At 42.3% G+C, this 22,195-nt stretch carries 18 protein-coding genes; 6 read left to right on the top strand and 12 right to left on the bottom strand.

What is annotated here, in order from left to right; translation table 11 throughout:
• The first annotated feature begins 120 nt into the window (after positions 1–120).
• Positions 121–291 (top strand): DUF6747 family protein, encoded by a 171-nt coding sequence (locus tag I595_RS17555; RefSeq protein ID WP_172675948.1) that lies wholly within the window; start codon positions 121–123, stop codon positions 289–291.
• Here the strand turns inward: I595_RS17555 and I595_RS13310 are convergent.
• The 3 genes from I595_RS13310 to I595_RS13300 all read right to left on the bottom strand — a co-directional run bounded on the left by I595_RS13310 (position 269) and on the right by I595_RS13300 (position 4,447).
• The gene (locus I595_RS13310) at positions 269–1,321 is read right to left on the bottom strand and encodes a DUF4837 family protein (RefSeq protein ID WP_245628287.1); all 1,053 of its coding nucleotides are present in this window, start codon (positions 1,319–1,321) and stop codon (positions 269–271) included. The genes I595_RS17555 and I595_RS13310 overlap by 23 nt on opposite strands.
• Before the next feature lie 236 nt (positions 1,322–1,557).
• Entirely contained in the window at positions 1,558–3,150 is a 1,593-nt protein-coding gene (locus I595_RS13305; RefSeq protein ID WP_172675947.1) for a LysM peptidoglycan-binding domain-containing protein, read from the bottom strand.
• Between the two features lie 106 nt (positions 3,151–3,256).
• On the bottom strand, positions 3,257–4,447 hold the full coding sequence (locus tag I595_RS13300; RefSeq protein ID WP_054559925.1) for a phosphoglycerate kinase: 1,191 nt from the start codon (positions 4,445–4,447) through the stop codon (positions 3,257–3,259).
• 441 nt (positions 4,448–4,888) lie between these two features.
• On the opposite strand from I595_RS13300, the gene I595_RS13295 reads away from it, so the two are divergent.
• Together I595_RS13295 and I595_RS13290 are read left to right on the top strand one after the other, a co-directional pair.
• Positions 4,889–6,040 (top strand): DNA polymerase III subunit, encoded by a 1,152-nt coding sequence (locus I595_RS13295; RefSeq protein ID WP_054559924.1) that lies wholly within the window; start codon positions 4,889–4,891, stop codon positions 6,038–6,040.
• 8 nt (positions 6,041–6,048) lie between these two features.
• Positions 6,049–6,450 carry a DoxX family membrane protein gene (locus tag I595_RS13290; protein ID WP_054559923.1) on the top strand — a complete coding sequence of 134 codons (402 nt, stop codon included), beginning with the start codon at positions 6,049–6,051 and terminating at the stop codon, positions 6,448–6,450.
• A 158-nt stretch (positions 6,451–6,608) separates the two neighbouring features.
• Here the strand turns inward: I595_RS13290 and I595_RS13285 are convergent, their stop codons facing one another.
• From I595_RS13285 to I595_RS13265, 5 genes are all read right to left on the bottom strand, one after another.
• Positions 6,609–7,115: an OmpH/Skp family outer membrane protein gene (locus I595_RS13285; RefSeq protein ID WP_054560085.1), complete on the bottom strand. Its 507-nt coding sequence runs from the start codon at positions 7,113–7,115 to the stop codon at positions 6,609–6,611.
• 222 nt (positions 7,116–7,337) lie between these two features.
• Positions 7,338–8,168 carry a class I SAM-dependent methyltransferase gene (locus tag I595_RS13280; RefSeq protein WP_054560084.1) on the bottom strand — a complete coding sequence of 277 codons (831 nt, stop codon included), beginning with the start codon at positions 8,166–8,168 and terminating at the stop codon, positions 7,338–7,340.
• Between the two features lie 224 nt (positions 8,169–8,392).
• The gene (gene mnmG, locus I595_RS13275) at positions 8,393–10,261 is read right to left on the bottom strand and encodes a tRNA uridine-5-carboxymethylaminomethyl(34) synthesis enzyme MnmG (RefSeq protein WP_054559922.1); all 1,869 of its coding nucleotides are present in this window, start codon (positions 10,259–10,261) and stop codon (positions 8,393–8,395) included.
• 3 nt (positions 10,262–10,264) lie between these two features.
• Entirely contained in the window at positions 10,265–10,684 is a 420-nt protein-coding gene (ybeY, locus tag I595_RS13270; RefSeq protein WP_054559921.1) for an rRNA maturation RNase YbeY, read from the bottom strand.
• A complete protein-coding gene (locus I595_RS13265; protein ID WP_245628286.1) occupies positions 10,674–14,189 on the bottom strand; it encodes a hypothetical protein in 3,516 nt (1,171 codons plus the stop codon). Before I595_RS13265 ends, ybeY begins: the two co-directional genes overlap by 11 nt.
• Before the next feature lie 134 nt (positions 14,190–14,323).
• Between I595_RS13265 and gltX the strand changes: the two genes are divergently transcribed.
• Positions 14,324–15,829, top strand: coding sequence for a glutamate--tRNA ligase (gene gltX, locus I595_RS13260; protein WP_054559920.1), 1,506 nt, complete (start codon positions 14,324–14,326; stop codon positions 15,827–15,829).
• Positions 15,830–15,885: 56 nt separating this feature from the next.
• Here the strand turns inward: gltX and I595_RS13255 are convergent, their stop codons facing one another.
• The 3 genes from I595_RS13255 to I595_RS13245 form a co-directional block, all read right to left on the bottom strand.
• Complete coding sequence (locus tag I595_RS13255; RefSeq protein WP_054559919.1) at positions 15,886–16,281, bottom strand: hypothetical protein; 396 nt, start codon at positions 16,279–16,281, stop codon at positions 15,886–15,888.
• A 416-nt stretch (positions 16,282–16,697) separates the two neighbouring features.
• The gene (locus tag I595_RS13250) at positions 16,698–17,579 is read right to left on the bottom strand and encodes a hypothetical protein (protein ID WP_054559918.1); all 882 of its coding nucleotides are present in this window, start codon (positions 17,577–17,579) and stop codon (positions 16,698–16,700) included.
• A 16-nt stretch (positions 17,580–17,595) separates the two neighbouring features.
• A complete protein-coding gene (locus I595_RS13245; protein WP_054559917.1) occupies positions 17,596–18,015 on the bottom strand; it encodes a hypothetical protein in 420 nt (139 codons plus the stop codon).
• Between the two features lie 540 nt (positions 18,016–18,555).
• Between I595_RS13245 and I595_RS13240 the strand changes: the two genes are divergently transcribed.
• A complete protein-coding gene (locus I595_RS13240) occupies positions 18,556–19,485 on the top strand; it encodes an SPFH domain-containing protein (RefSeq protein ID WP_054559916.1) in 930 nt (309 codons plus the stop codon).
• Entirely contained in the window at positions 19,478–20,611 is a 1,134-nt protein-coding gene (locus I595_RS13235) for an FG-GAP repeat domain-containing protein (protein ID WP_054559915.1), read from the top strand. Before I595_RS13240 ends, I595_RS13235 begins: the two co-directional genes overlap by 8 nt.
• Before the next feature lie 150 nt (positions 20,612–20,761).
• On the opposite strand, the gene I595_RS13230 is transcribed toward I595_RS13235, so the two are convergent.
• Complete coding sequence (locus tag I595_RS13230; RefSeq protein ID WP_054559914.1) at positions 20,762–22,039, bottom strand: BamA/TamA family outer membrane protein; 1,278 nt, start codon at positions 22,037–22,039, stop codon at positions 20,762–20,764.
• Positions 22,040–22,195 lie beyond the last annotated feature (156 nt).

Raw genomic sequence — 22,195 nt, 5'->3', positions numbered from 1 at the left:
CGAATATAGGTGAGCTGTATGGCGTTTTAACTTTACCACCGCACCCTTAATCGAATAATCCTGTTTCTTGCGCTAGGATGTGCAATATTGCCTTCTGTAGACACGCAAAACAGTTGAATTATGAAAACACTACTACTCGTAAAGGAAATTTACTTGGAAGGCTTTAGAAACATCACCCACTACCTACTGGAAAAATCTTTTAAAGTATATAGTTGGTTTTGTTTTGGGCTATTTTTTATCGCGTTATATGCGCTGATCTATCGGTTGGCTACGGGGTTTGCCTTTGGTTAATGACCAAAGTCCTCATTATGGCCTCTAGCTCCAGTAAATCGTCCCTTTTGTTTGTGGAAGGCGCAAAAATAAAGCCCTCCAACACCAATTTACGGTCATTGTATTCATCATTGACAATGAACGTAAGAAATGGACCTGCCATGGCGTAATTTTCCATAATCCATATCCCCCGGACCTCGGCAGCTTTATAACCGTTGACCTCAGCAGGGAAAACATAGGGGGCAAAAGCTTTTTCCGTTGCCATATAGGTTTGTTTGCCAGGCACGTCTGGTCCTGGAATGTATTTCTTGCCAATAGAGTCCCGCATTTTTACAATATCCCTAACAAATGTAGAGTCTGCCCCAAAAAAACTGTTTGGTATGGTATATGCGATCAAATTCATGTTCCCTTTTGGTATCTGCCTATCCAACCAAACAAAATTGTTTTCATGTTTGCCAACGGTGTAGGCAGATGGGATGGTTAAACTGATGTTGAACTCCTCCGTAACATCGGTCTCCTTGTTCAAAGAGCGTTTAAAACGTTGTTGTATGCCCTTAATCTCATTGCGCTTAAACTCTTCTATGGCCTTAGGTGCCAATTGATCAATATTAGCAGCCAATTCCTTATAGTCCTCTCCCTTGATAACAGCAATTTTCTGCGGTGACGCATATACATTGGACTTTATATGTGCCAATGACATGGTATCCTGTTGTATAAACAGTACGGCACGGGAATTTACAATGGCACCGCTAAAAATCTGTGGGGGAACCTGCTGAATCGTAAACAATGCCTCTGTTTGTGGCATGGCCAGAACGGGAACTGCAAAATTCTCCCGCACCTTGTCCCCAACAGCGCCTTTCCAGAGTTCATTATCCATTACTACCAAGAGCGAATTCACGGAACCTGTGGATGGCGGCAAATATTTTTGCCCCTTTTTGCCTTCCTTACAAGCGCACAGTACAAAGCACCCCAACACTACTAATCCTAATCTTTTCATCATGATTCTAAAGTAATCAATTTCTATAAACTGACTGTCCCTTAAACTAGTCATCAGGCCATTTGGGTGAGGCAAACGTGCTAAACATCCATAAATTAGGCTTGGATAGCAATTAAAATACGGTTCCTTTGGGCCGGGTCTTTTTAAAGGGTAAAGCGGTATTCGGTTCTGGCTAAACGGCCTTTGGTAAACATCTTTTAACTTGTTGGATAAAAAAGCATCATTTGTTAAGATGCACTAAAAGGCAACGGTAGCCCAAAGTAAGCAGACCTTAAAAACAATTGGGCTGTTTACGAGGAACAATTACACAAGCGTAATTTGGTGCCAGGCTTTAGGTTATTGCTGCTAAGGCCGTTCCATTTCTTTAAATTATCAATGGTTACGCCAGGATACTTTCTAGAAATTGTCCATAAAGAATCCCCTGATTGAACCACATGGACCTTAGAAGGGTCTTTTGGCATTTTAACGGGGACGTTACTTCGCTTAGGCTGGTTTGGAGTGGCCTTGGTTTCTGTTGTTGCCACTGCTTTCCTTGGATAGATGGTCAATCGTTGCCCAACGCGCAAATTATTTCCCCTAAGGCCGTTCCAGCCTTTTATTTGACTCACACCAACCCCATAACGTTCTGCAATCTTACCAAGATAGTCCCCACTGCGAACCCGATACCTTATGCGGTCAGAACTGGTGACCAATTGTGGAAGTGGTTTTTCAATGGAATCCAACTCTTTCTTGGCCTGTGCATAAATTTGCGTCTCATTGGTGACAAACTTGCCCATGTGTTTATAGGGTAGCCTAAGCACATAATCTTCCCCTTTAACCTGGGGAATAATGTTAAGCTTATACTGCGGGTTCAATAGCTCTAGCTCCTCCACAGAAATATCCAACAATTTGGATATCTGTTCAAAGGTGATCATCCCTTTTACATGCACTGTATCTGTTTCAAAATATGCTCTTTCTGCTGTTTTAGGTTTTAAACCATGCTCCGCAGCATATTCAAAAACATACATGGTTGCCAAAAATGCAGGCACATATCCAGCGGTTTCCCTGGGCAGATTACGTCTAATGTTCCAATAATTGGTGTATCCGCCAGAACGTCTTATCGCTTTATTAACGTTGCCAGGGCCAGAATTATAGGCAGCAAGTGCCAAATCCCAATCATCAAATATACCGTGTAGTTTTTTTAAATATTTTGCTGCTGCCTTTGTGGAAGCAATAGGATCACTGCGTTCGTCTACATAACTACTTACATCCAACCCGTACATTTTTCCGGTGGCGAACATAAATTGCCAAAGTCCGGTTGCACCCACCCTAGACCTTGCTTTTGGATTTAGGGCAGATTCCACAATCGCCAGATATTTCATTTCCAACGGAACATCCTGTGCGTCCATTTCCTGTTCAAAAAGCGGAAAATAAAATTGGCTTGCCGTTAACATCCGTTCCATTAAACCGCGTTTCCTAGTCAAAAAAGATTTGATGACGAGTTCCAGGGATGGGTTGTAGGCTATTTTAAAAGGAGTTTTCTCGTCCAGTGCGGCCAATCTTGCCTTCAGGGTGTCGGTTGGCAAATCCACAACATAGTTATTAAGGTTGTTTGTGGTATCGTTGACCGCTTGTGCAAAAATCTCTGAAATGAGACGGTTGGCATTTAACTCTGCAAGCCATAGGCTATCATAAGCGTACGCATCCAACCTATCCTGTAGGGTTTTTGGTTTGGTCTTTTCGGTCAAAGGGGAAATAGTTACAGCGGCGTCCGTGATGGTTTTAGGTGCTGTTTCCGGCAAACCGCCGGCGATGGAATCATTGGTCTGTGCATTGCCCACGCTTGTCATAAGCAAACTAAAGAGTAACACTGAAATAAGGGAAATGCATTTCATAAGAATCATCGATTAAGGGGGACTGACGAAAATGCGGTTTTTTCTTTAAAAAATAAAGTCTTTTCAAGTTAAAAACTCAAAAAAACATAAGTTCCGTTTATCGATAACGACTGTCCTAGCCTAATATTGCGGCGATACCCGGCAGGGTTTTGCCCTCCAAACTCTCTAACATGGCGCCCCCGCCCGTAGAAACGTAACTCACCTTGTCCTCAAAACCAAATTGCTTTACTGCCGCAACAGAATCACCCCCACCAACCAAGGAAAAGGCCCCGCTTTGGGTAGCTTCATCGATAGCGTGGCCAATTGCAATGGTTCCATGCGCAAAACTTTCCATTTCAAAAACCCCAACAGGACCGTTCCAAAGAATGGTTTTGGATTTTAAGATCACCTCCTTAAAATGGGCCAAGGTAGCAGGCCCTGCATCCAAACCTTGCCATCCGTCGGGTATTTGGTCAACGGCCACCGTTTGGGTATTGGCGTTATTGTTAAAATCGTCAGCTGCCACTACATCCACTGGGATATGGACTTCTACCCCTTTGGCCTGTGCTTGCTTTAATATGTCCAACGCCAACTCCATTTTATCGTCTTCGCAGATGGAATTTCCAACCTTTCCGCCTTTTGCCTTAACAAAAGTATAGGTCATCCCTCCACCTATAATCAAATGGTCTACCTTGTCCAAAATGTTCTCTATTATGGTAATTTTAGAGGATACCTTGGCACCTCCTAAAATGGCGGTCACCGGTTTTTCTCCGGTAGCCATCACCTTTTCTATGGCCTTGATCTCTTTGGCCAACAAATAGCCAAAACACTTGTTTTCCGCAAAGAACTGAGCCACAACGGTTGTGGAAGCATGTGCCCTGTGTGCGGTACCAAAGGCATCATTAATGTAAATGTCGCCAAAGTTAGAAAGTTGTTTTGCAAAATCCTTGTCACCATTGGTTTCTTCATTGTAAAAACGCAGGTTTTCCAACAATAAAATTTCACCACTTTGGAGATTGGCGACGGCTTCTTCTACCTTTTCACCCACACAGTCTTCCACAAATTTCACTTGGACTCCAATAACATCGGATACGGTATTACAAATGTGCTTTAAGGACATGTCCTCATTGCGTTGTCCTTTTGGCCTTCCCATATGGCTCATTAAAACGGCACTGCCGCCATCTTCCAGCACTTTAAGCACGGTTGGCCTCGCAGCTTCAATACGGCTGGTATCGGTAACATTGAACTCCGTATCCAAGGGAACATTAAAATCTACCCGAATCAATGCTTTTTTATCTTTAAAATTGAAATCCTCTAGTGTTTTCATATGGTAAAATAGGTTTGAATATCAAATGTAAAGATTTCATTTACGCCAAAGAAGCTAGTAAAAGGCTAAATTTTAATCCTTGTAGGGTTTTTGGGAGACTGGATGTGGGTTAACTGCATGTTAATACTTTAAAATTGAGTGGTCTCTTCAAATGAAGTACACAATTAACAAAAGAGGGATTGGCTTTGGCAGTCAACACAGAAGCTTGCAGGCAAGCTATATAGGGGAGTCTTTAAACTTTAATTTGTTTAAAACTAAACCTACGTAATAGGAGAATTATACTTGGTGCCGCAAGCATCGTACTTATGATATGGTGTATAAACCCAACCTAAAGGCTTTTATGTTGATAGGTAAAACATCCTGTGAAACGAGTGCAACCCATATAACTGTAGCTAAATTCTTCCCTAAAATTCCTTTAGCACTAAAACGTATATTTGCCCTATGCTGTTTAAAGACGTTTTGGGATTGCAACACCTAAAAAAACACCTGACCACCTCAGCGGATGAGGGCCGCATACCACATGCGCAACTTTTTGTGGGCCCTGAAGGTTCCGGCACCTTGCCTCTTGCACTAGCCTATGCCCAATATTTATTGTGCGGAAATAGCCAAGGCGAAAACAATACCGGTAACCAGGCCTGTAATCTTAAAATGGGGTCGCTTTCCCATCCAGATCTTCATTTTGCGTTTCCCGTTTCCAATTCAGACAAGGTAAAAAGCCATGCGGTGAGTGATCACTACCTTACAGAATGGAGACAATTTCTATTAGAACAGCCGTATGGTAATCTTTTTGACTGGTACAGGGCCATTGGAATTGAAAAAAAACAGGGGCAGATTGGGGTAGATGAAGCCAAGGATATCGTAAAAAAGCTCAGTTTAAAGTCATACGAGGGGGGGTATAAGGTGATGATTATTTGGATGGCAGACCGGATGAATATTGCCGCCTCCAACAAATTGCTCAAACTTATTGAAGAGCCTCCCGCACAAACAGTGCTTATACTCATTGCGGAGAATGAGGACCAGGTCATCGGCACCATAAGATCCCGTTGCCAATTGCTAAGTTTTCCTCCTTTACCTGAGCCCACTATTGCAAAGGCATTGGTCCAGAAAGGGATGTCTGCCAGTGAGGCCAACCGTATTGCCCATGAAGCCAATGGTAATTTTAATAAGGCCCTAGATATCATGAACCAAGATTCTGAAGATCTTGTCTTTGAAAAATGGTTTGTACAATGGGTGCGCAGTGCATTTAAGGCAAAAGGAAATAAAGCAGCCATACACGACTTGTTGCTCTGGAGTGATGAAGTGGCCAAACAAGGTAGGGAGGTACAAAAAAAATTTTTGCGCTACTGCTTGGCCACTATACGCCAGGCGCTTCTTTTAAATTACAATAGCCCCTCCCTAGTGTATACCAAAATGCAGGTAGATGGTTTTAAGCTTGAAAAATTTGCCCCCTTTGTTCATGAAAACAACATACTGGAGATGACGGCATTACTGGAGGAAGCCATTTACCACGTGGAACGCAACGGAAATTCAAAAATAATCTTCACTGATTTATCAATTAAGTTAACCAGGCTTTTGCATGCAAAGGCCGCATAAACCAGATTATGGAAATTTATTTTAAAGAGAACGCCGCAGAAAGCATCTTGCTTATTTTTCTTGCTATTACCTTTTTACAAAGTGGTTTTGACAAAGTGACGGATTGGAAAGGGAACCTAAGTTGGCTCACCGGCCATTTTGCCCAATCTCCGTTAAAAAAGAGTGTGCCAATTCTTCTGGCCATTGTTACGGTAACAGAGATTATTGCTGGGATTTTATCCGTGATGGGTTTGGTTCATATCATCTTACACAACAATACCGTTTTTGCCTTTTATGGAGCGCTGGTGTCCTGCATTGCCTTACTAATGCTGTTCTTTGGACAGCGATTGGCTAAAGAGTATGTTGGTGCGCAGACTATCACCGTTTATTTGGTACCCGCTGTGTTCTTATTGTTTTTGGTGCAGTCGTAAACAATTGGGTGCAGGATGCAGTGGTATTCTTCTGTCCAATATACTTCTCCCCTAAAATGGGGTTGACCGGTTCTGCTAGCTTAGGGCGTTTGGAACCCAAGTGGCCAATAAAAAAGCCTTGGTGTACACCAAGGCTTTTTTAATTTTGAAGACTAGGTCTATTTCTTGTAAGAATCGTTCAAAATTTTGATTATTTCTTCCGTAAGGTCTTGTGCTTCAGCTCCATACAATACACTTCCGCCATCACCACCACCCAGGATATAGGTGTATCCGTTGGCTTTGCCGTAGGCTTGGATTTCCCGCTTTACCTTTGTGATAACACTATCCATCTCCGTTTGGCCGGCAGCCTGTAGCTGCTGCTCTTCTTGTTGCAATTGCTGGCCCATAAACTGGCCTCTCTGCTGGATGAGCCCGTACTCCTCTTGTGCCTTACTTTGCGCCATTCTCTGGGCCTTGGCCTGGAAAGCTTGAACCTCTATCTGAAAAGCTTGGGAAATACTATCCCGCTTCTTATTGAGGGTTTCGGCCTTGGTTTTGAACTTAGCTTCAATATCAAGCTTTTCCTGGTACTTGTCCATTAGCTTTACATTATCTACAAAACCAATTTTATTCTGCTGGCATGATGCCATTAAGACAACCGCAAGCAACATAACTAATTTTTTCATCTCTTTAGTTTTAAGTGCGGCAAAAATATAAAAAGAGAATACCATTTCCTTAAAATCAAGAATTTTTCTTAACAAGCCGTTGTATAAGGCGATTCTATGGCTACATTTATTTACCATAATGGAAGCTTATTAAAACTGACTTGTTTTTAGCAACCCTACGAAGGTTTTAGCGGAATTGATACTTATGGTAAAGGTTGAAAAAACAAAAGGCAACAGTGGTCTTTATTTTCGCTTTTTAAGGATATAAATGTGGGAAGAGTACTCTTTGGTGAAAAAACCATTGATATTGGAAATCAAACCAACAAAAAATGCCTTCAACAAATTTTGCTTTCCGGATTTGTACCGTTCCGACAGAATCGCCACATAAAAAGCATCAAACAGCATTGGCTTGGTGCGAACTACCTCCCAGTCGTACTTCTTAAACATCCGTATAATGGCAGGTTTTGAAAAATGCCACAGATGGCGAGGCACGTCAAAGGCTGCCCAATGCGTCCCGTAGTAATCAGCGTCGTACGATTTAAAATTGGGTACAGCAATGACCAGGGCTCCTTGGTGGTGAAGCAATGTCAATATCTTGGCCACGGTATTTTCCAAATCTGGGACATGTTCCAATACATGCCATAATGTAATCACGTCAAACTTCGAAGAAAATAAGGCGTCTAAGTCCGCTCTTAGTATACACCCTTTTTGTTTTGCTTTTTCCCTAGCTTTAGCACTGGGCTCTACGCCATCAACCATCCAATGGGCATTTTTGGCCGATATACAAAAATCACCGGTGCCAGCGCCAATATCCAAAAGCGACTTGCCCTTTGTCCCAAGACCATTAATTAAGCTAAGTTTCTTTTCTAGGCTGTAGCGCTTTACCCATTGATAGAGTTTGTCCACCAAACTTTTGCTGGAGTCCGTGTGGGAAATATAGTCTTCACTTTCATAATAAGGTTTTAGGTCTTTTGGCCTTGGGGTAGTGATGAGCATATCTTTTGAATCGTTATAACGCAATTCAAAGACTTCTTGGGATACGGGGAAATCCTTTGTTTTTAAAAATAACTTCATGTTAGTTCCTAATAGAAGCGCTTTTTTTGGGTCCGAAGATACTTTAAATTCTTTGGCCATCGCGAAATGGTTCAAAAAGGGGTTCGTCTAACTCGGTGATACTAATACAGCAGCAATCTGGGTGTTTTAATTCATTAGGCTCACATTTTGATACCGTTCTAACAGTCGTGAGACCGTTTTACCGGCAGCCTAAATCAAACAGGTTCCACGTGGAACATTATACGCTATCGGCCTAAAAAAACCAAAAGCACACTCACGTCGGAAGGTGAGACGCCGCTAATTCTTGACGCCTGTGAAATGGTAACCGGTCTTATAGCTTCCAGTTTTTCACGAGCTTCATAGGATAAAGATTTAAGCTTTCTATAATCAAACCCCTCTGGGATTTTGATGTTCTCTAGCCGCAAAAGCTTATCTGCATTATTCTTTTCTTTGGCGATGTACCCAGAATATTTTACCTGAATCTCTGCTTGTTCCAACACTTCATTATCCAACGCATGCTCCACAATATAATCTGCCACTGGCGCCAAGCGCTTCATATGCTCCATGGTCACCTTAGGCCTAGAAAACACCTTAAACATTTTATCAGACTGCTTTACCGGGGACGATTCTAGCTCTTCCAAAATAGGGTTAATGTCTTCTGGAGAAAAACTTGTGTTCCTAAAGAATGAAACAAAATCTTTTGAGCGCCGTTCCTTTTCCTCCATTCGTTCCAACCGTTCCCTACTGGCTAGGCCAAGTTTATAACTACGTGGGGTTAACCTTAAATCCGCATTGTCCTGTCGCAACAAAGTTCTATACTCTGCCCTGGAGGTAAACATCCGATAAGGCTCCTCGGTACCCTTGGTGATTAAATCATCTATGAGCACCCCAATGTAAGCCTCGTCCCTCTTTAAAATAAACGGCTCTTGCTCCGTGATTTTAAGATGTGCGTTAATCCCTGCCATCAACCCTTGGGAAGCGGCCTCCTCATAGCCCGTTGTTCCATTGATTTGGCCCGCAAAGAACAAATTATCCACAAGTTTTGTTTCTAGGCTATGCTTTAATTGTGTAGGTGGGAAATAATCATACTCTATCGCATATCCCGGTCTAAAGAATTTTACATTCTCAAAACCAACAACGGATTTTAACGCTTTATACTGAACATCCTCTGGCAAGGACGTTGAAAATCCGTTGACATAAACCTCAACCGTATGCCAGCCTTCCGGTTCCACAAAAATTTGATGGGCGTCTTTATCCGCGAACCGATGAATCTTATCCTCTATGGAGGGGCAGTACCTTGGGCCAATACTTTTTATCCTTCCATTAAACATTGGCGATCGATCAAACCCTTCCCGCAACAAATCATGAACCAAGGCGCTGGTATGCGTCATGTGACAATCTCGCTGTTCGGTAAGTATTTTGGTTGCCAGGTACGAAAACTTTTCGGGTTTTGCATCTCCAGGTTGTGGTATCATTTTAGTATAGTCCAGGGACCGCCCATCCACTCTTGGCGGGGTTCCTGTTTTCATCCGGCCAGACACAAAACCAAAATCTGTAAGCTGCTCCGTAATCCCAGTAGCTGCCTTTTCACCAGCCCGGCCTCCCCCAAATTGTTTCTCTCCTATATGTATGAGGCCATTTAAAAAAGTGCCATTCGTTAAAACAATCGCTTTTGCTCTTATGTCCAGCCCTAACGAAGTGCGCACCCCAACTACTTTTTGTCCTTTTACCAATAACCCGGAAACCATTTCTTGATAAAAATCCACATTTGGCGTGCTTTCTAATGCTAAACGCCACTCCTCCGCAAAACGCATTCTGTCATTTTGGGCACGTGGACTCCACATCGCGGGACCTTTGGATTTGTTCAGCATTTTAAACTGAATGACTGATTTATCGGTTACTATACCACTATAACCTCCCAAGGCATCGATCTCACGAACGATCTGGCCTTTTGCAATCCCTCCCATGGCAGGATTACAGGACATCTGACCTATAGTTTGCAAGTTCATTGTGACCAACAAAGTCCTAGACCCCATATTTGCGGCTGCGGCTGCGGCTTCCGCTCCTGCGTGACCACCACCAACTACAATTACATCATATTCCTTTTCAAACATAACCTATTGTTCCACGTGGAACATTTTCAATTTTTCTTCTTCCTTCTTGCGCATCACTTTCATATCCAATACATCCTTGTCCTTATATCCACAAAGGTGCAATACGCCGTGAACCATGACCCTTCTCAACTCTTCCTCAAAATCCAAAACCAACTCTTTTGCGTTCTCTTCTACCCGTTCCACGGAGATAAAAATATCCCCGCCAAGAAATTTCCCTTCCGTATAATCAAATGTAATCACATCAGTAAGCGTGTCATGGGATAAAAAATCCTGATTGAGCTTTAACAAATAACCGTCATCACAGAAAATAAAGCTTATTTCCCCAAGTTCTTTTCCTTCCGTTTCAATTACCCTTGTTAACCACCCCACTAATCGGATTTCTTCAACTTCTGTCTTTGTTTCATAGTGAAAACTAATCGCCATTAGTGAAATATCTTTTTACCTTACCCTTAAAATTTTGGCGCAAAGGTAATGCTTGTCTGTTTAAAATTTCTACTCCACTCCTCTTTTGCAAAAGCAACTCCGGTTTCGTGGTTATCGGATTGTTAAACCCATTTTCATTTGTATTACTTTCCCTTTCCTTTTTCTGCCCTTGCTTTAAAGCAGCGTTTTCCAATCTTAACAATTGTTGTTGAATCCTATTAACCCTATTCAAAGTTTGTTCGGTAATTCCGTTTCTTAGCAACTCTTCTTCAAACACCTCCATTTGCTTCACAAGCTTCTTTGCAAGCTCTCGTTTGTCATTTTGTAAAATATCGTCCAGTTGCTGCTCCAGCCTATTACGCAATTCTTGTTGTTCTTTATAGATTTCAAAAAGTTCCCTTAATTCTGCCTCACTAATCGCATTACCATTTCCTTCCCCACCATTTTCCTCACCCGTTCCTTTTCCGTCACCCCTTTGTTCTGTGCCATCACCATCTGCACCTTGCTTACCACTACCATCCTGGTTCCCATCTTTACCGCCTTGTCCCTTTTTCCCTTTTTCACCTCCACTTCCATCTCCGCCCTGTTGGCCCTCACTACCCTTTCCCTGCTTTCCTGACTTACCTTCTTTCCCTGCTTCACCTTGACCCTCTTTGCCTTTTTGTCCTTGTTTCCCAGCTTCCTTTATTCTGTCACCCAACTGTTGCTGACCCTTAATTATATCAGGGAGCTGGAAACCATCACCCTCTCCCTGACCTTGCCCGCTCTGCATGCTCTGCTGCATGTTTTCAAGAATTTTGGCCAGAAAGTCCGACAAACTGTTGCTAGCCGTTAATACATATTGTTGATAGGATGCGCCTTGGAATACTTGGTTCTCTGCAATGCTTTCTAAGGATTTGTCTATGTTATAGTACACCTCAGTAACCTGTTCGTTGACGAACTCGGATAGCTCTGCCCTCCGGAGTGATAAGGCAAAAAGACTGTCATCTACATGCTCAAAAAGACGCCTTAACTGCTTTTGTTCCTTAACCGTATTTGAAAATTCGCTCAACTCTCCCCCTGAATCCTGAAGAACATCAAACAATTTTTCCTGATTGAAGGAGAACTTCACCAAATTGTCAAGAATTTGCCTTAACATTTCTGCATCTTCAGCTACTTCCGAGCCTCCCCCAGCACTTGACGCACTCTGACTCAACCCCTCACTTAGCTCCTTCATTTTTTGCGCAGCCGACCTCTGCTTCTTTGCCGCTGTTGATTTACTTTCTTCTGGCTGTTTTCCGTCCGAACTTTGTTCCTCCCCTTTAGACTTATTTAACTCTTCCAACGCTTCCTTTTGGTCTTGTTTTATTGCCTCTCCTTTCTCCTTAGGAGCATTCAAGTCCAAAGGTTTCTTCAATGCCTCATTATCCTTCTTTAATTCTTCCAATTCCTTGGAAAGTTTGTTGAACTCACTGTTTAAGGCCTCCTGCATTTTTGCATCCAAGGAATCCTTCTTACCTATCTCAGCAGCTTCTTTTTGCATCTGTGCCAGTTTCTCTAGCTCCCTACCCAACTGTGCCGCTTTTTCTGTGACATAGTACCGTTTTGTAAGTTCTAACAACTGCTCTAAATTCCTTTCACTATTGCTTTGCTTCTTTGCCTGCTCTTCTAAAGCCTTTTTCAAGTCTTCCTGTTCAATCTTATCCGCAATCTTATTCAGCTCTTCCAAGAGTTTTTGATTCTTCCTTGCCTCAATCTCCTGCCGCTCCAAACGCTCTTGTAACAAGCGGTTTTGCTCATCTTTGGCGCCAGTATTCTTTAAATTCTCCTTTAGCTCTTTACTGTACTTTTCCATCAACTGCTCCTGCTGCTGCTGACGTTTTAGAAAGTCCCTTACTTGACTCTGCTCGTTAAAGTCCAACCTTTTATTTTCCTTCTGCTTATCATTGATTTCCTTTAGCACTTCCTTCTGTTCCCTTAACCCATCCAAAGACCTATCCAGATTTTGGATAGTTTTCTGTTGAAATTCCAACTCTTTGTCTTTCAACTGGTTACTGTCTAGTACTCTTGTATTAAAAACCTTACTTTTTGTTACTTTTCCTCCCCTTAGCCCGTCATTGTCCCTTACTTCAAAATACAGTAGATAATCCATGCCGAGTTCTACGGCCAAACCGGACGGAAATGTGTAATAAAACTGCTCTATTGTACCACTACTGTTACCTAAGCTTAGGCGTTGCGCTTGCTCCTGAGCACCCCTAGGATAAACCACCAAACTTAGATCTTTAAGACCTATGTCGTCCGTTACAGACCCCTCATAATAGGAAATGTTGGGATTCAACGAGTCTAACACCTGCTGTACACGTATCACAGGATACGCATCAGGAATCACCTTTATCTCATACCCGAGCTTTTCATAATCCTCTACGCTCTCATTAGAGGTTGCTATTTCATAAGCAAACCTGCTGAAAATGCTCCTATCAAAGCTAAAACTGTTTCCATCACCCTTAAATTCAAATACGGTGTCCTTAACTTGCATTTTCACCTCATTCGTGTGTATGCCCGTCACCCTCCAGCCTATCTTTGTTCCTTCCGGAACGGTGGCATTCCCGGTTCCCTTTACCAGACCTTTTCTCTTTTTCAGATAAGACGGATAATCCAGAACCATTTCAAACCGCTGTAACGACGGAACCCTACCAACATTAATATGGTAGCTTCTTGACTTAAATCCATTTGCGGTGAAATACACCAGACCAGACTGCAAGGGCGGCTCCAATCTATAGGTAAAATTGGTGCCACCAACATCTTGCATAACATACGCCTTACCATCCACCACTACGCTCATAGTTTCTGGCCTGACTTTGCCCGTGGTAGTGACTTCAAGCGTCAACACCTCATCTTCTAGAACGTTAAGATTTTGATTCACCAACTGAAAGCTAAATGGTGCTGGGGGCTCATAGGCCACATCATAATTCACAACACGTTTATACGACCCAAAAAACTCTGAAATGTCCCCTGATAACCACACAAATGCAATCACCAAGATTGGCGCAATGCCATACTTGGCATACCTAAAACCCTCTTGCAGGTTCACTGCCTGTACAAAGGGAATAGGTTTTAATTCTTTGGAGCGTTGCTCAATTGCTGCTATCAACAAATTGGAACGCTGCTCATTGTCCGCCAAATCCAACAGATTCAACAACTTATCATCAACTACCGTAAAATGCCTTCCAATCAATACAGAGGCCTCCCGCTTGGAGATACCCTTTCTAATTTTAAAAAGGTAAAAGAGCGGAATACAAACATAACTATACAATAAACCTAAGGTAACCCCAACGAAAATCACTAACATCACCAAGCGTGCGGTAGGCCCCATCCATAAAAAGTACTCCAGCGCAGTTATTGCCAAAAAAAACAACATGCCCAGGACCAAAAACAATATGCCTCCTTTAATTAAAAGCTTGGTGTAATACTTTTTTATAAAGGCGTTTAATTTCTCTATAACACTCTGGTAGTTATTCAAAACCATCAATTTTAAATACAAGATAGACTTTGTTTCAAAACATGAGGGTAAAGCTTTTGTTAAATACAACTGCCATACCCCTACCTTACGGCTATCTTACATCACATAAACGCTATCTTTGTAGCCGATAATCTGCTATTATGACTCCAAAAGTACGTGTTCGTTTTGCTCCAAGTCCTACCGGTCCCCTCCACATCGGCGGTGTGCGCACTGCCCTTTTCAATTATTTGTTTGCACAAAAACATGGCGGCGATTTTATTTTACGAATAGAAGATACTGATCAAAACCGCTACGTACAAGGGGCGGAGGACTACATTGTGAAATCTTTGGCGTGGTGTGGAATCCCCTTTGATGAAGGACCAGGAAATCCGGGAGAATCTGGACCATACAGACAAAGCGAACGTAAGGATGTTTACCAACAATATGCAAGCACCCTAATTGACAAGGGGGAGGCTTATTACGCCTTTGACACCCCTGATGAACTGGACGCCCATAGAAAACAACACGAATCCAAGGGCAAAACATTTATTTACAACTGGCATAACCGATTAAAGCTTAATAACTCACTCAACCTATCTAAGGAGGCAACCCAAATTAAGATAGCTTCAGGGCACCCTTTTGTGATTAGGTTCAAATCTCCGCAAGACCAAAAAATGCAGCTAAAGGATATGGTCCGTGGGAACATTGACATTGACACGAATGTGCTGGATGATAAAATTCTTTTTAAGGGCGATGGGATGCCTACTTACCATTTGGCTAATGTTGTGGATGATCATTTAATGGGCATTACCCATGTTATCCGTGGTGAAGAATGGCTGCCTTCCCTAGCGCTCCACCATTTACTGTACGATGCCTTTGGTTGGGACAGGCCCAAATTTGCCCACTTACCACTTATTATGAAACCAACCGGTAAAGGCAAACTCAGTAAAAGGGATGGTGAAAAAGGAGGATTCCCGGTATTTCCCCTAGCTTGGAATGAGGCTCAAGGTTATCGTGAAGCGGGCTACTTTCCAGAAGCTGTGGTTAACTTTTTAGCTATGCTGGGTTGGAATCCGGGAACGGAACAAGAACTTTTTAGTCTGGATGAACTTGTCCAATCCTTTAGTCTAGAGCGGGTGAATAAATCTGGCGCCCGATTCGACCCTGAAAAAACCAAATGGTACAACCATCATTGGTTACAACGCAAAAGTGACTCGGAGCTCGCAAATTTATTTGCCGAGGATAATAAACTTACCTCAATAGAAAAAACCTTCCACAAACCCTATATAGAAAAAGTAATCTCCCTCATCAAGGAACGAGCTAATTTTGTGGTAGATTTTTGGGAACTGGGCAATTACTTTTTTGAAGCTCCACGAACTTATGCAGAGAAGCCGGTCAATAAACAATGGAAACAAGACACTCCAAATATCCTCAATAACGTAGCAAAGGTTATAGATTCCACAGATGATTTTACTTCCGCCACTCTGGAAACCAATATCAAAAACTGGATTACCGATAACGACCTATCATTTGGAAAGGTCATGGGGCCATTGCGCCTAGTCATCGTTGGGGATTTAAAGGGCCCGCATCTTTTTGATATCCTTGAAACAATAGGGAAAGAGGAGTGTTTGAACCGGATAGCGCATAGTATTAACCAATTAAGTTAATGTAACGCTTGCCTATCAAAAGAAATCGCCGATAACGGGGAGCGATATCCACAAAACTATTGAATGTCCTGATTCTGGATTTCAAATTCGTACAGAAAGAAACGTTTTGAAGGCTCACTGGATATCCAATCACGTATCGTAAAGATGTTTTTCCCCGCAGTAGTTTCCTTATACACCTTAAGGACGTGATTGTTTTCATTCCTAACGACAACAGAATCATATTGGGTCAACGAGGGCTCCAAATACGTGCTGCCAATATCAAACCCCTCTTGAAACAACTTTATCTCATTAGGCGCAATCTGCAAGGTTTTGCTTTCCCCTTCTACAGTCGACACAAATTCTACCCTAATGGGCTGAGCAGTTACATTCTCAATATTGGCTTCCAAATCGGAAACCGGGTCACAGCTTAACAAGCTAGTTGCCAATGCGCTTAAAACAATTACGTTTTTCATTTTTATCATTCTTTAATATACAACAAGTGAGCTTTTGATTACCCTACCCCTTAAGTAATTTTAAATAGCACCTATTTTGATGCGAAGCAAGCGCTCTGGCTTTCCCTTTACTTACAGCAAAGTAACCACTACATCTGATATGGTTAGCCCGTTTCATTCCCAACAACATGACCCTTTTTTAAACGCTTCATTACATTTTAAGCTGTTGTGATTTTTAACATAGGTTTTCCCTGCTATTTCTGCGAGCCTACCGAAAGCTTTTTATAAAACGTTTGATGGTTACCTCATGCAAAACAAGAATTAAAATTTTAGGTTGAAAAAACCTTCTCCATTCCATTATCTGTTCCTCACCATCCTACGATTCCATTTTCCCTTTCCTTTGGAAAATTTAGTTCCCCAAACTTCTTGTTAGGCCCCTATCCTCTCCAAAAGCTGTACCGTCTGCTCCATGCTATCGTTTCTCCTGGAGCCAAGGCTATCTTAAAAAACAATTCCGGGCTTATGGTATGGGGGCAACCCCAGATATTTATTTTATTGGTGGTGAAACTCCCTAACTCCTGTATCCCAACTCTGTGTTTTTTGTGATACAACTGCCATTCTGCAAGTGTTTCTTTCGATTGGGTAATGTTGCTAAAAAATATTTCATTTTTAAGGCTAGATGTAAGCCGCAGGGTTTTGGCATTAAACCAAACCGTTTGCCCTGGGTTAACCGCCTCATCAAACCCAGCAACATTTAAGGGAACAGGGAATTCCAGAGAATACTGTTCGTCCAAGGGATGGCTGTCTACAGCTAAAAAATTATGGCAATACTCATCCGTGATGATGGGCATTTTCCCACTATTTTGAAGTTGATATGCTATTTCAAAACCGTGCTCCACCAATCGTATTTCTTTGGACAATAGATACCCAAAATCGTTATAACTTGGAGCTAAACACCTAACCATTATTGCGGTTTGGGTTTTTAGTGTGTTAAATTCACAAGGCTTGATTTCAAAATTGTCTGCAAACCCATAGGACTCCTTTTCCTTTCTTAAAAGTCCAATCCCTATTTTGTGAAACCAATCTCCCAGCGCTGCTTCTTTAAAACCTAGTGGTGAATCTATACCAAATTCATTGTACATGACCTTCCCAAAATGGCTGTGTTCCTTAGCGTCCAATCTCTCAAAAGTGGTCAGTGCCAATCCCTGATAACGTATGGCGGTAATCTTACCGCACCAATCAAACCGGGCGCCTTGATAGCCTTCGTTTGGCAAGTCCACTAAAATTTCCAGATTCTTAGATTTCAGTAGGTGCGGCATTGGTGAAGCGTTTAGCTTATTTGATAATGATAATGGTGTCGTTATTTGCAGTTTCAACACCATTAACCTGGGTGGCCATGGAAATGGTTTGCGTGCCACAACAGCGTTCGCTATCCCTTTCGGACAGCTCAAAAGTAATGTTTTCCTTGGTGTTGGCATCTAATAGTAGCGTGTAAGCGGTGATGTCTTCTTCCAAGAAAAACTGTAGGCTCTGTTCTTGCTCGTTAATAAATAAAGCTTGTGAAATTCCTCCGCCAGTAAGGGTTAAGGCTTCCACAACATAAACAGCCTGTGTCCCAAACAATAGATCGGTACCGCTTGCATCAACAACTTTAATACTCTTTTGTTGCAGATCTTTACAATCGTTACAGTCTTCACAACCGTACAACAAGACCGTTAGTAAAAAATTACACCATATGGCTACCTTACGTATCATATCCGTTTATTTACTAGGTGAATCAATGCCCAAAGCGTTGCGTGGCAGATTCCTTAAATCATTGTGCCAAAGTCTTGAAGAATAAAAATCCCTTCCTTTGGCCAACAATGTTGCAAGTTCATAAAAACCAGATAACTTCTAGTATATGATTCAACGATTCGCTATTGGCAATTGGCGCAATAGTTTCTCGAAAACTCACGGCGACGGAAACATGGCACACTAGTTTACCATATGGTTATCCTGGTATGGCGAAGGAACACCTAAGGCTTAACTTAAAAACCTGACACCAATGGGCGAGACTCCTACTGATTTTCCACTGCTTGGTATGGGTGTTTTATGGTGAAGAAGATACCCAAATTTTGTAATTCCCTCATTTTCAATGTCTCAATGGTCAAAAAAAAGTAAACCTGACCTTTTTAATCGCAAAAAATCGCTTGGACGCACCCCGTCCCCTGTTACCTGTAACAATTCCTTCTAAAAAGCTACCAATGTTTGTACTCTTTTGTATTTTAAACGACTAAACTTAAAAACAGTGTAGCTATGGGCAATTTTCTTCTATTTCCGCTAATTTTTGTCGGAGCGATCATTCTTTTCGCTTCCTTTTTTATTGTAAAGCAACAAACTGCGGTGGCGGTGGAACGCTTTGGCAGGTTTCACAGCATTAGGCAATCTGGGCTCAATCTTAAAATTCCATTGATAGACCGTATTGCGGGACGTTTGACTCTTAAAATACAGCAGCTGGATGTCATCATTGAAACCAAAACACTTGATGATGTTTTTGTGAAACTAAAGGTTTCGGTACAGTTTGTCGTCATTCGTGAAAAAGTCTATGATGCCTTTTACAAATTGGAATATCCGCACGATCAGATTACCTCTTTTGTTTTTGATGTGGTGCGCGCTGAAGTTCCTAAAATGAAATTGGATGATGTCTTTGTCAAGAAAGATGACATTGCCATTGCCGTAAAACGCGAGCTTCAAGAATATATGTCTGATTATGGGTATGATATCATCAAGACCTTGGTCACCGATATTGATCCAGATGCACAGGTAAAGCAGGCAATGAACCGCATCAACGCCTCTGAACGCGAAAAAATCGCTGCACAATTTGAAGGGGATGCCGCTAGAATTCTAATCGTTGAAAAAGCAAAGGCAGAAGCAGAGAGCAAACGCTTACAAGGACAGGGTATTGCCGATCAAAGACGTGAAATTGCTCGTGGGTTAGAAGAATCTGTTGAGGTGTTGAACAAGGTGGGCATTAACTCACAGGAGGCCTCTGCACTGATCGTGGTCACCCAGCATTATGACACGCTACAGTCCATTGGCGAGGAAACCAATACCAATCTTATCTTGCTGCCCAACTCACCGCAAGCAGGAAGTGACATGCTAAATAACATGGTGGCTTCATTTACGGCAAGTAATATGATCGGGGAATCCATGAAAAAATCCAATCCTAAAAAAGGTGATGCATAAAAGGGCAATCATCAGTCTATATGTACTAATGGGTTTTTCGGTCTATGCGCAGCAAAACCCATTCTTTAATCCAGGTGGCCAATTTTTGAGCCTCGGCACCGGGGAATACAGAACGGCATCCGTCGCCTCGGGCGATATTGACGGGGATGGGGATATGGACGTGGTCACGGCAGAAGGGCGTCATTGGCCCACCCCTAATTTTATTTTTTATAATGTGGGCAATGGGGTGTTCCGTACCTCACGAATTCTTGATGAGGAATGGTCTTCTTGCTATGCGGCTGAATTGGGCGATCTGGATGGCGACGGCGATCTGGACATCATTACCGGAAATGACAGGCATCCCAATATTTGGTACAGAAATGATGGGAAAGGAACTTTTGAAAGGGCAGGAGCCGTTGGGGGAGAAGCTACGCCCACCAGAAATATTACGCTTGGTGATATAGATAACGATGGGGATTTGGATGTGCTCTTTACCAACCGCGGCAGTACCAATGAAATCGCCATCAATGACGGAAGTGGGAATTTTAACCAAGTTGTTCCCTTTGGGAATGATGATGATTCCACCATTGCCATGGCTATTGCAGATATGAATGCTGATGGTTTCCCAGACTTGGTGCTTGCCAATCGTGATGAACAACAGAACTATGTGTACGTACAAACCGATACTTTGGTGTTTGATAAAAAAATTCCGTTCGGTACCGGAAAGGATGAGACCCGCTCTGTTGGGGTAGGCGATTTTAATAATGACGGCCATCTTGATATTGTGGTCGGTAACCTTATTGGTGCCAATTACATTTATTTGGGCAATGGGACAGACTATAAGGAGAGCCTCCTTTACGAACCAGAGGATTATGCCACGGCAAGCGTAAGTATCGCCGATTTGAACAATGATGGCCTGCTTGATATTTTAAATGCCAATGGTGATGAGGTGAACTATGCGTATATGAACTACGGTAAGAACTCCTTTGAAAAAATACCCATCAACAAAGATTCCAAAATGGACACCTATGATATCCACGTGACGGACATCAATGGAGATGGTTATCTGGATATTTTAGAAGCCAACTCCGGTGATTTGAATGTATACTACCTAAATCGATACGGAAAGATAAAAAACAACAAATAAGGCGCGCAGAACTACCTTTTAAGGATTGGACAACTATTACCTAGCCTCCTTTTAAAAAACCCAGCAGACCTTTTGAAAACAAGTTGTTTTTTATAATTAATACCGATTGATATATTTTAAACCATCGATTCTATCTATACGCCAGATTCACTAAAAATATTGCCCAATTCCAAACACGATTCCATTGCTCGCCCCGGCCCCAATTCCAAACCCATAGTCCAATCGGAACACGGCATTGAAAATTCTTTTGTGAATCAACCGAAAACCCAAACCGGGATGCACTCTTGTATTGCTTCCATCGAACAACTGCGAGATAGGTTCGCCAGGGTCACGCCAAGCTCCGGCATCCAAAAAAGCATTGCCCTGCACAACAAACCATCCTTTTTCATACAAGGTCTGTCTATATTCCGTATTTAGCACTACGGCTCCGGTTCCACGGTCCACCACATTCCCCACCCCGCGTATGTTGAGTTGGTTGTCCAAAGTAAAGGGCGCAAAGGGCGATTCTTCATTACCAATGGTAGCGGCCAAACGAAGTCTATTTGCCCAATTGCCTCCTTTGCCCACTCTTTTGTACCATAAAAAATCATTTCTCAATGACACAAAATCTTGTAAAAACACCTCTGCCTGTGAATCGCCATTTAAAAAATGGATATACTGACCGACAAAAGAACTTTGAAAACCATCAAAATACTGGTATTGAATATCAAGATCTATGAACCGGTACGCTGCCCTGTAAAATAGCTTATCGGCATTCAAGGCCGCAGGTGTATTGGGTACTGGGTCCAGTCCATCAAAGGAATACCGTTCTTGAACAAACAATGCACCTAACTCCGCTTCGTTGTTAAAATCAAAAGAAAAAATAAGTTTTCCCTCCCATTGTTTGGAATTGAACCTGTAATCCTTGTCGCCTTGTTCAAAAAAAACAGGTTCTTGTCTGGTGATGTCCTGATAGTTAAAGCCAACCCCTAGTTGGTCACTGAATAAAAAAGGATGCTCCCAAAACACCCCAAACGAATCGAACACATTACGTTCATAATACGCTCCCAAAAGCTGGTTGTTGCCTAAGAAATTAAACTCAAATGCTGATAAACGATAAGCAAAGCTACCGTCATTGGCAGTTGCAATTCTTGCCCCGGGAATAATCGTAAAATTTTCCTCTAGAATATAATACACTTTCACCCCAACTGGGGAAAACACAACACTGTCCCTTGCAATGGCAAAACCGGGCAGCCTATTAAGACGCTCAATATCCTTTCTAACCACCACCGAGTCATACTCTAGACCAGGTTTTACTTTGAGCAAACGTCTTAAAAAGGGTTCTTTGGTTTTCTTTAATCCTTTAAAATCCAGAGAGACCACCCCGCTTTCTTGGGCAGCGGCAAAAACTGCTACACAACATACCAATACCGTCAACACCTTTCTCATGCCCTCCTTTTTAGGGTATGACGTAAAAAGAGAGCAAAACCTACAGTTACTGGTCTTTTATATGCTTTCCGAAGGGATAAAGGGTCTACCCGAATGAATGTTGATGCCTTAATTAATGTATGGGTGATTGGGAACAAAATGGGTAACACCAACTGT

The organism is Croceitalea dokdonensis DOKDO 023 (genome assembly GCF_001306415.1).
Taxonomy (GTDB): Bacteria; Bacteroidota; Bacteroidia; order Flavobacteriales; family Flavobacteriaceae; genus Croceitalea; species Croceitalea dokdonensis.
Note: the sequence above shows the minus strand (reverse complement) of the source record. Positions and strands in the feature narration are given on the sequence as shown.

Excerpts from the sequence above, each read along its gene's own strand:
- I595_RS17555 (WP_172675948.1), top strand. The coding sequence starts at position 121 with ATGAAAACACTACTACTCGTAAAGGAAATTTACTTGGAAGGCTTTAGA.
- I595_RS13310 (WP_245628287.1), bottom strand. The coding sequence starts at position 1,321 with ATGACTAGTTTAAGGGACAGTCAGTTTATAGAAATTGATTACTTTAGA.
- I595_RS13305 (WP_172675947.1), bottom strand. The coding sequence starts at position 3,150 with ATGATTCTTATGAAATGCATTTCCCTTATTTCAGTGTTACTCTTTAGT.
- I595_RS13300 (WP_054559925.1), bottom strand. The coding sequence starts at position 4,447 with ATGAAAACACTAGAGGATTTCAATTTTAAAGATAAAAAAGCATTGATT.
- I595_RS13295 (WP_054559924.1), top strand. The coding sequence starts at position 4,889 with ATGCTGTTTAAAGACGTTTTGGGATTGCAACACCTAAAAAAACACCTG.
- I595_RS13290 (WP_054559923.1), top strand. The coding sequence starts at position 6,049 with ATGGAAATTTATTTTAAAGAGAACGCCGCAGAAAGCATCTTGCTTATT.
- I595_RS13285 (WP_054560085.1), bottom strand. The coding sequence starts at position 7,115 with ATGAAAAAATTAGTTATGTTGCTTGCGGTTGTCTTAATGGCATCATGC.
- I595_RS13280 (WP_054560084.1), bottom strand. The coding sequence starts at position 8,168 with ATGAAGTTATTTTTAAAAACAAAGGATTTCCCCGTATCCCAAGAAGTC.
- mnmG (WP_054559922.1), bottom strand. The coding sequence starts at position 10,261 with ATGTTTGAAAAGGAATATGATGTAATTGTAGTTGGTGGTGGTCACGCA.
- ybeY (WP_054559921.1), bottom strand. The coding sequence starts at position 10,684 with ATGGCGATTAGTTTTCACTATGAAACAAAGACAGAAGTTGAAGAAATC.
- I595_RS13265 (WP_245628286.1), bottom strand. The coding sequence starts at position 14,189 with ATGGTTTTGAATAACTACCAGAGTGTTATAGAGAAATTAAACGCCTTT.
- gltX (WP_054559920.1), top strand. The coding sequence starts at position 14,324 with ATGACTCCAAAAGTACGTGTTCGTTTTGCTCCAAGTCCTACCGGTCCC.
- I595_RS13255 (WP_054559919.1), bottom strand. The coding sequence starts at position 16,281 with ATGAAAAACGTAATTGTTTTAAGCGCATTGGCAACTAGCTTGTTAAGC.
- I595_RS13250 (WP_054559918.1), bottom strand. The coding sequence starts at position 17,579 with ATGCCGCACCTACTGAAATCTAAGAATCTGGAAATTTTAGTGGACTTG.
- I595_RS13245 (WP_054559917.1), bottom strand. The coding sequence starts at position 18,015 with ATGATACGTAAGGTAGCCATATGGTGTAATTTTTTACTAACGGTCTTG.
- I595_RS13240 (WP_054559916.1), top strand. The coding sequence starts at position 18,556 with ATGGGCAATTTTCTTCTATTTCCGCTAATTTTTGTCGGAGCGATCATT.
- I595_RS13235 (WP_054559915.1), top strand. The coding sequence starts at position 19,478 with ATGCATAAAAGGGCAATCATCAGTCTATATGTACTAATGGGTTTTTCG.
- I595_RS13230 (WP_054559914.1), bottom strand. The coding sequence starts at position 22,039 with ATGAGAAAGGTGTTGACGGTATTGGTATGTTGTGTAGCAGTTTTTGCC.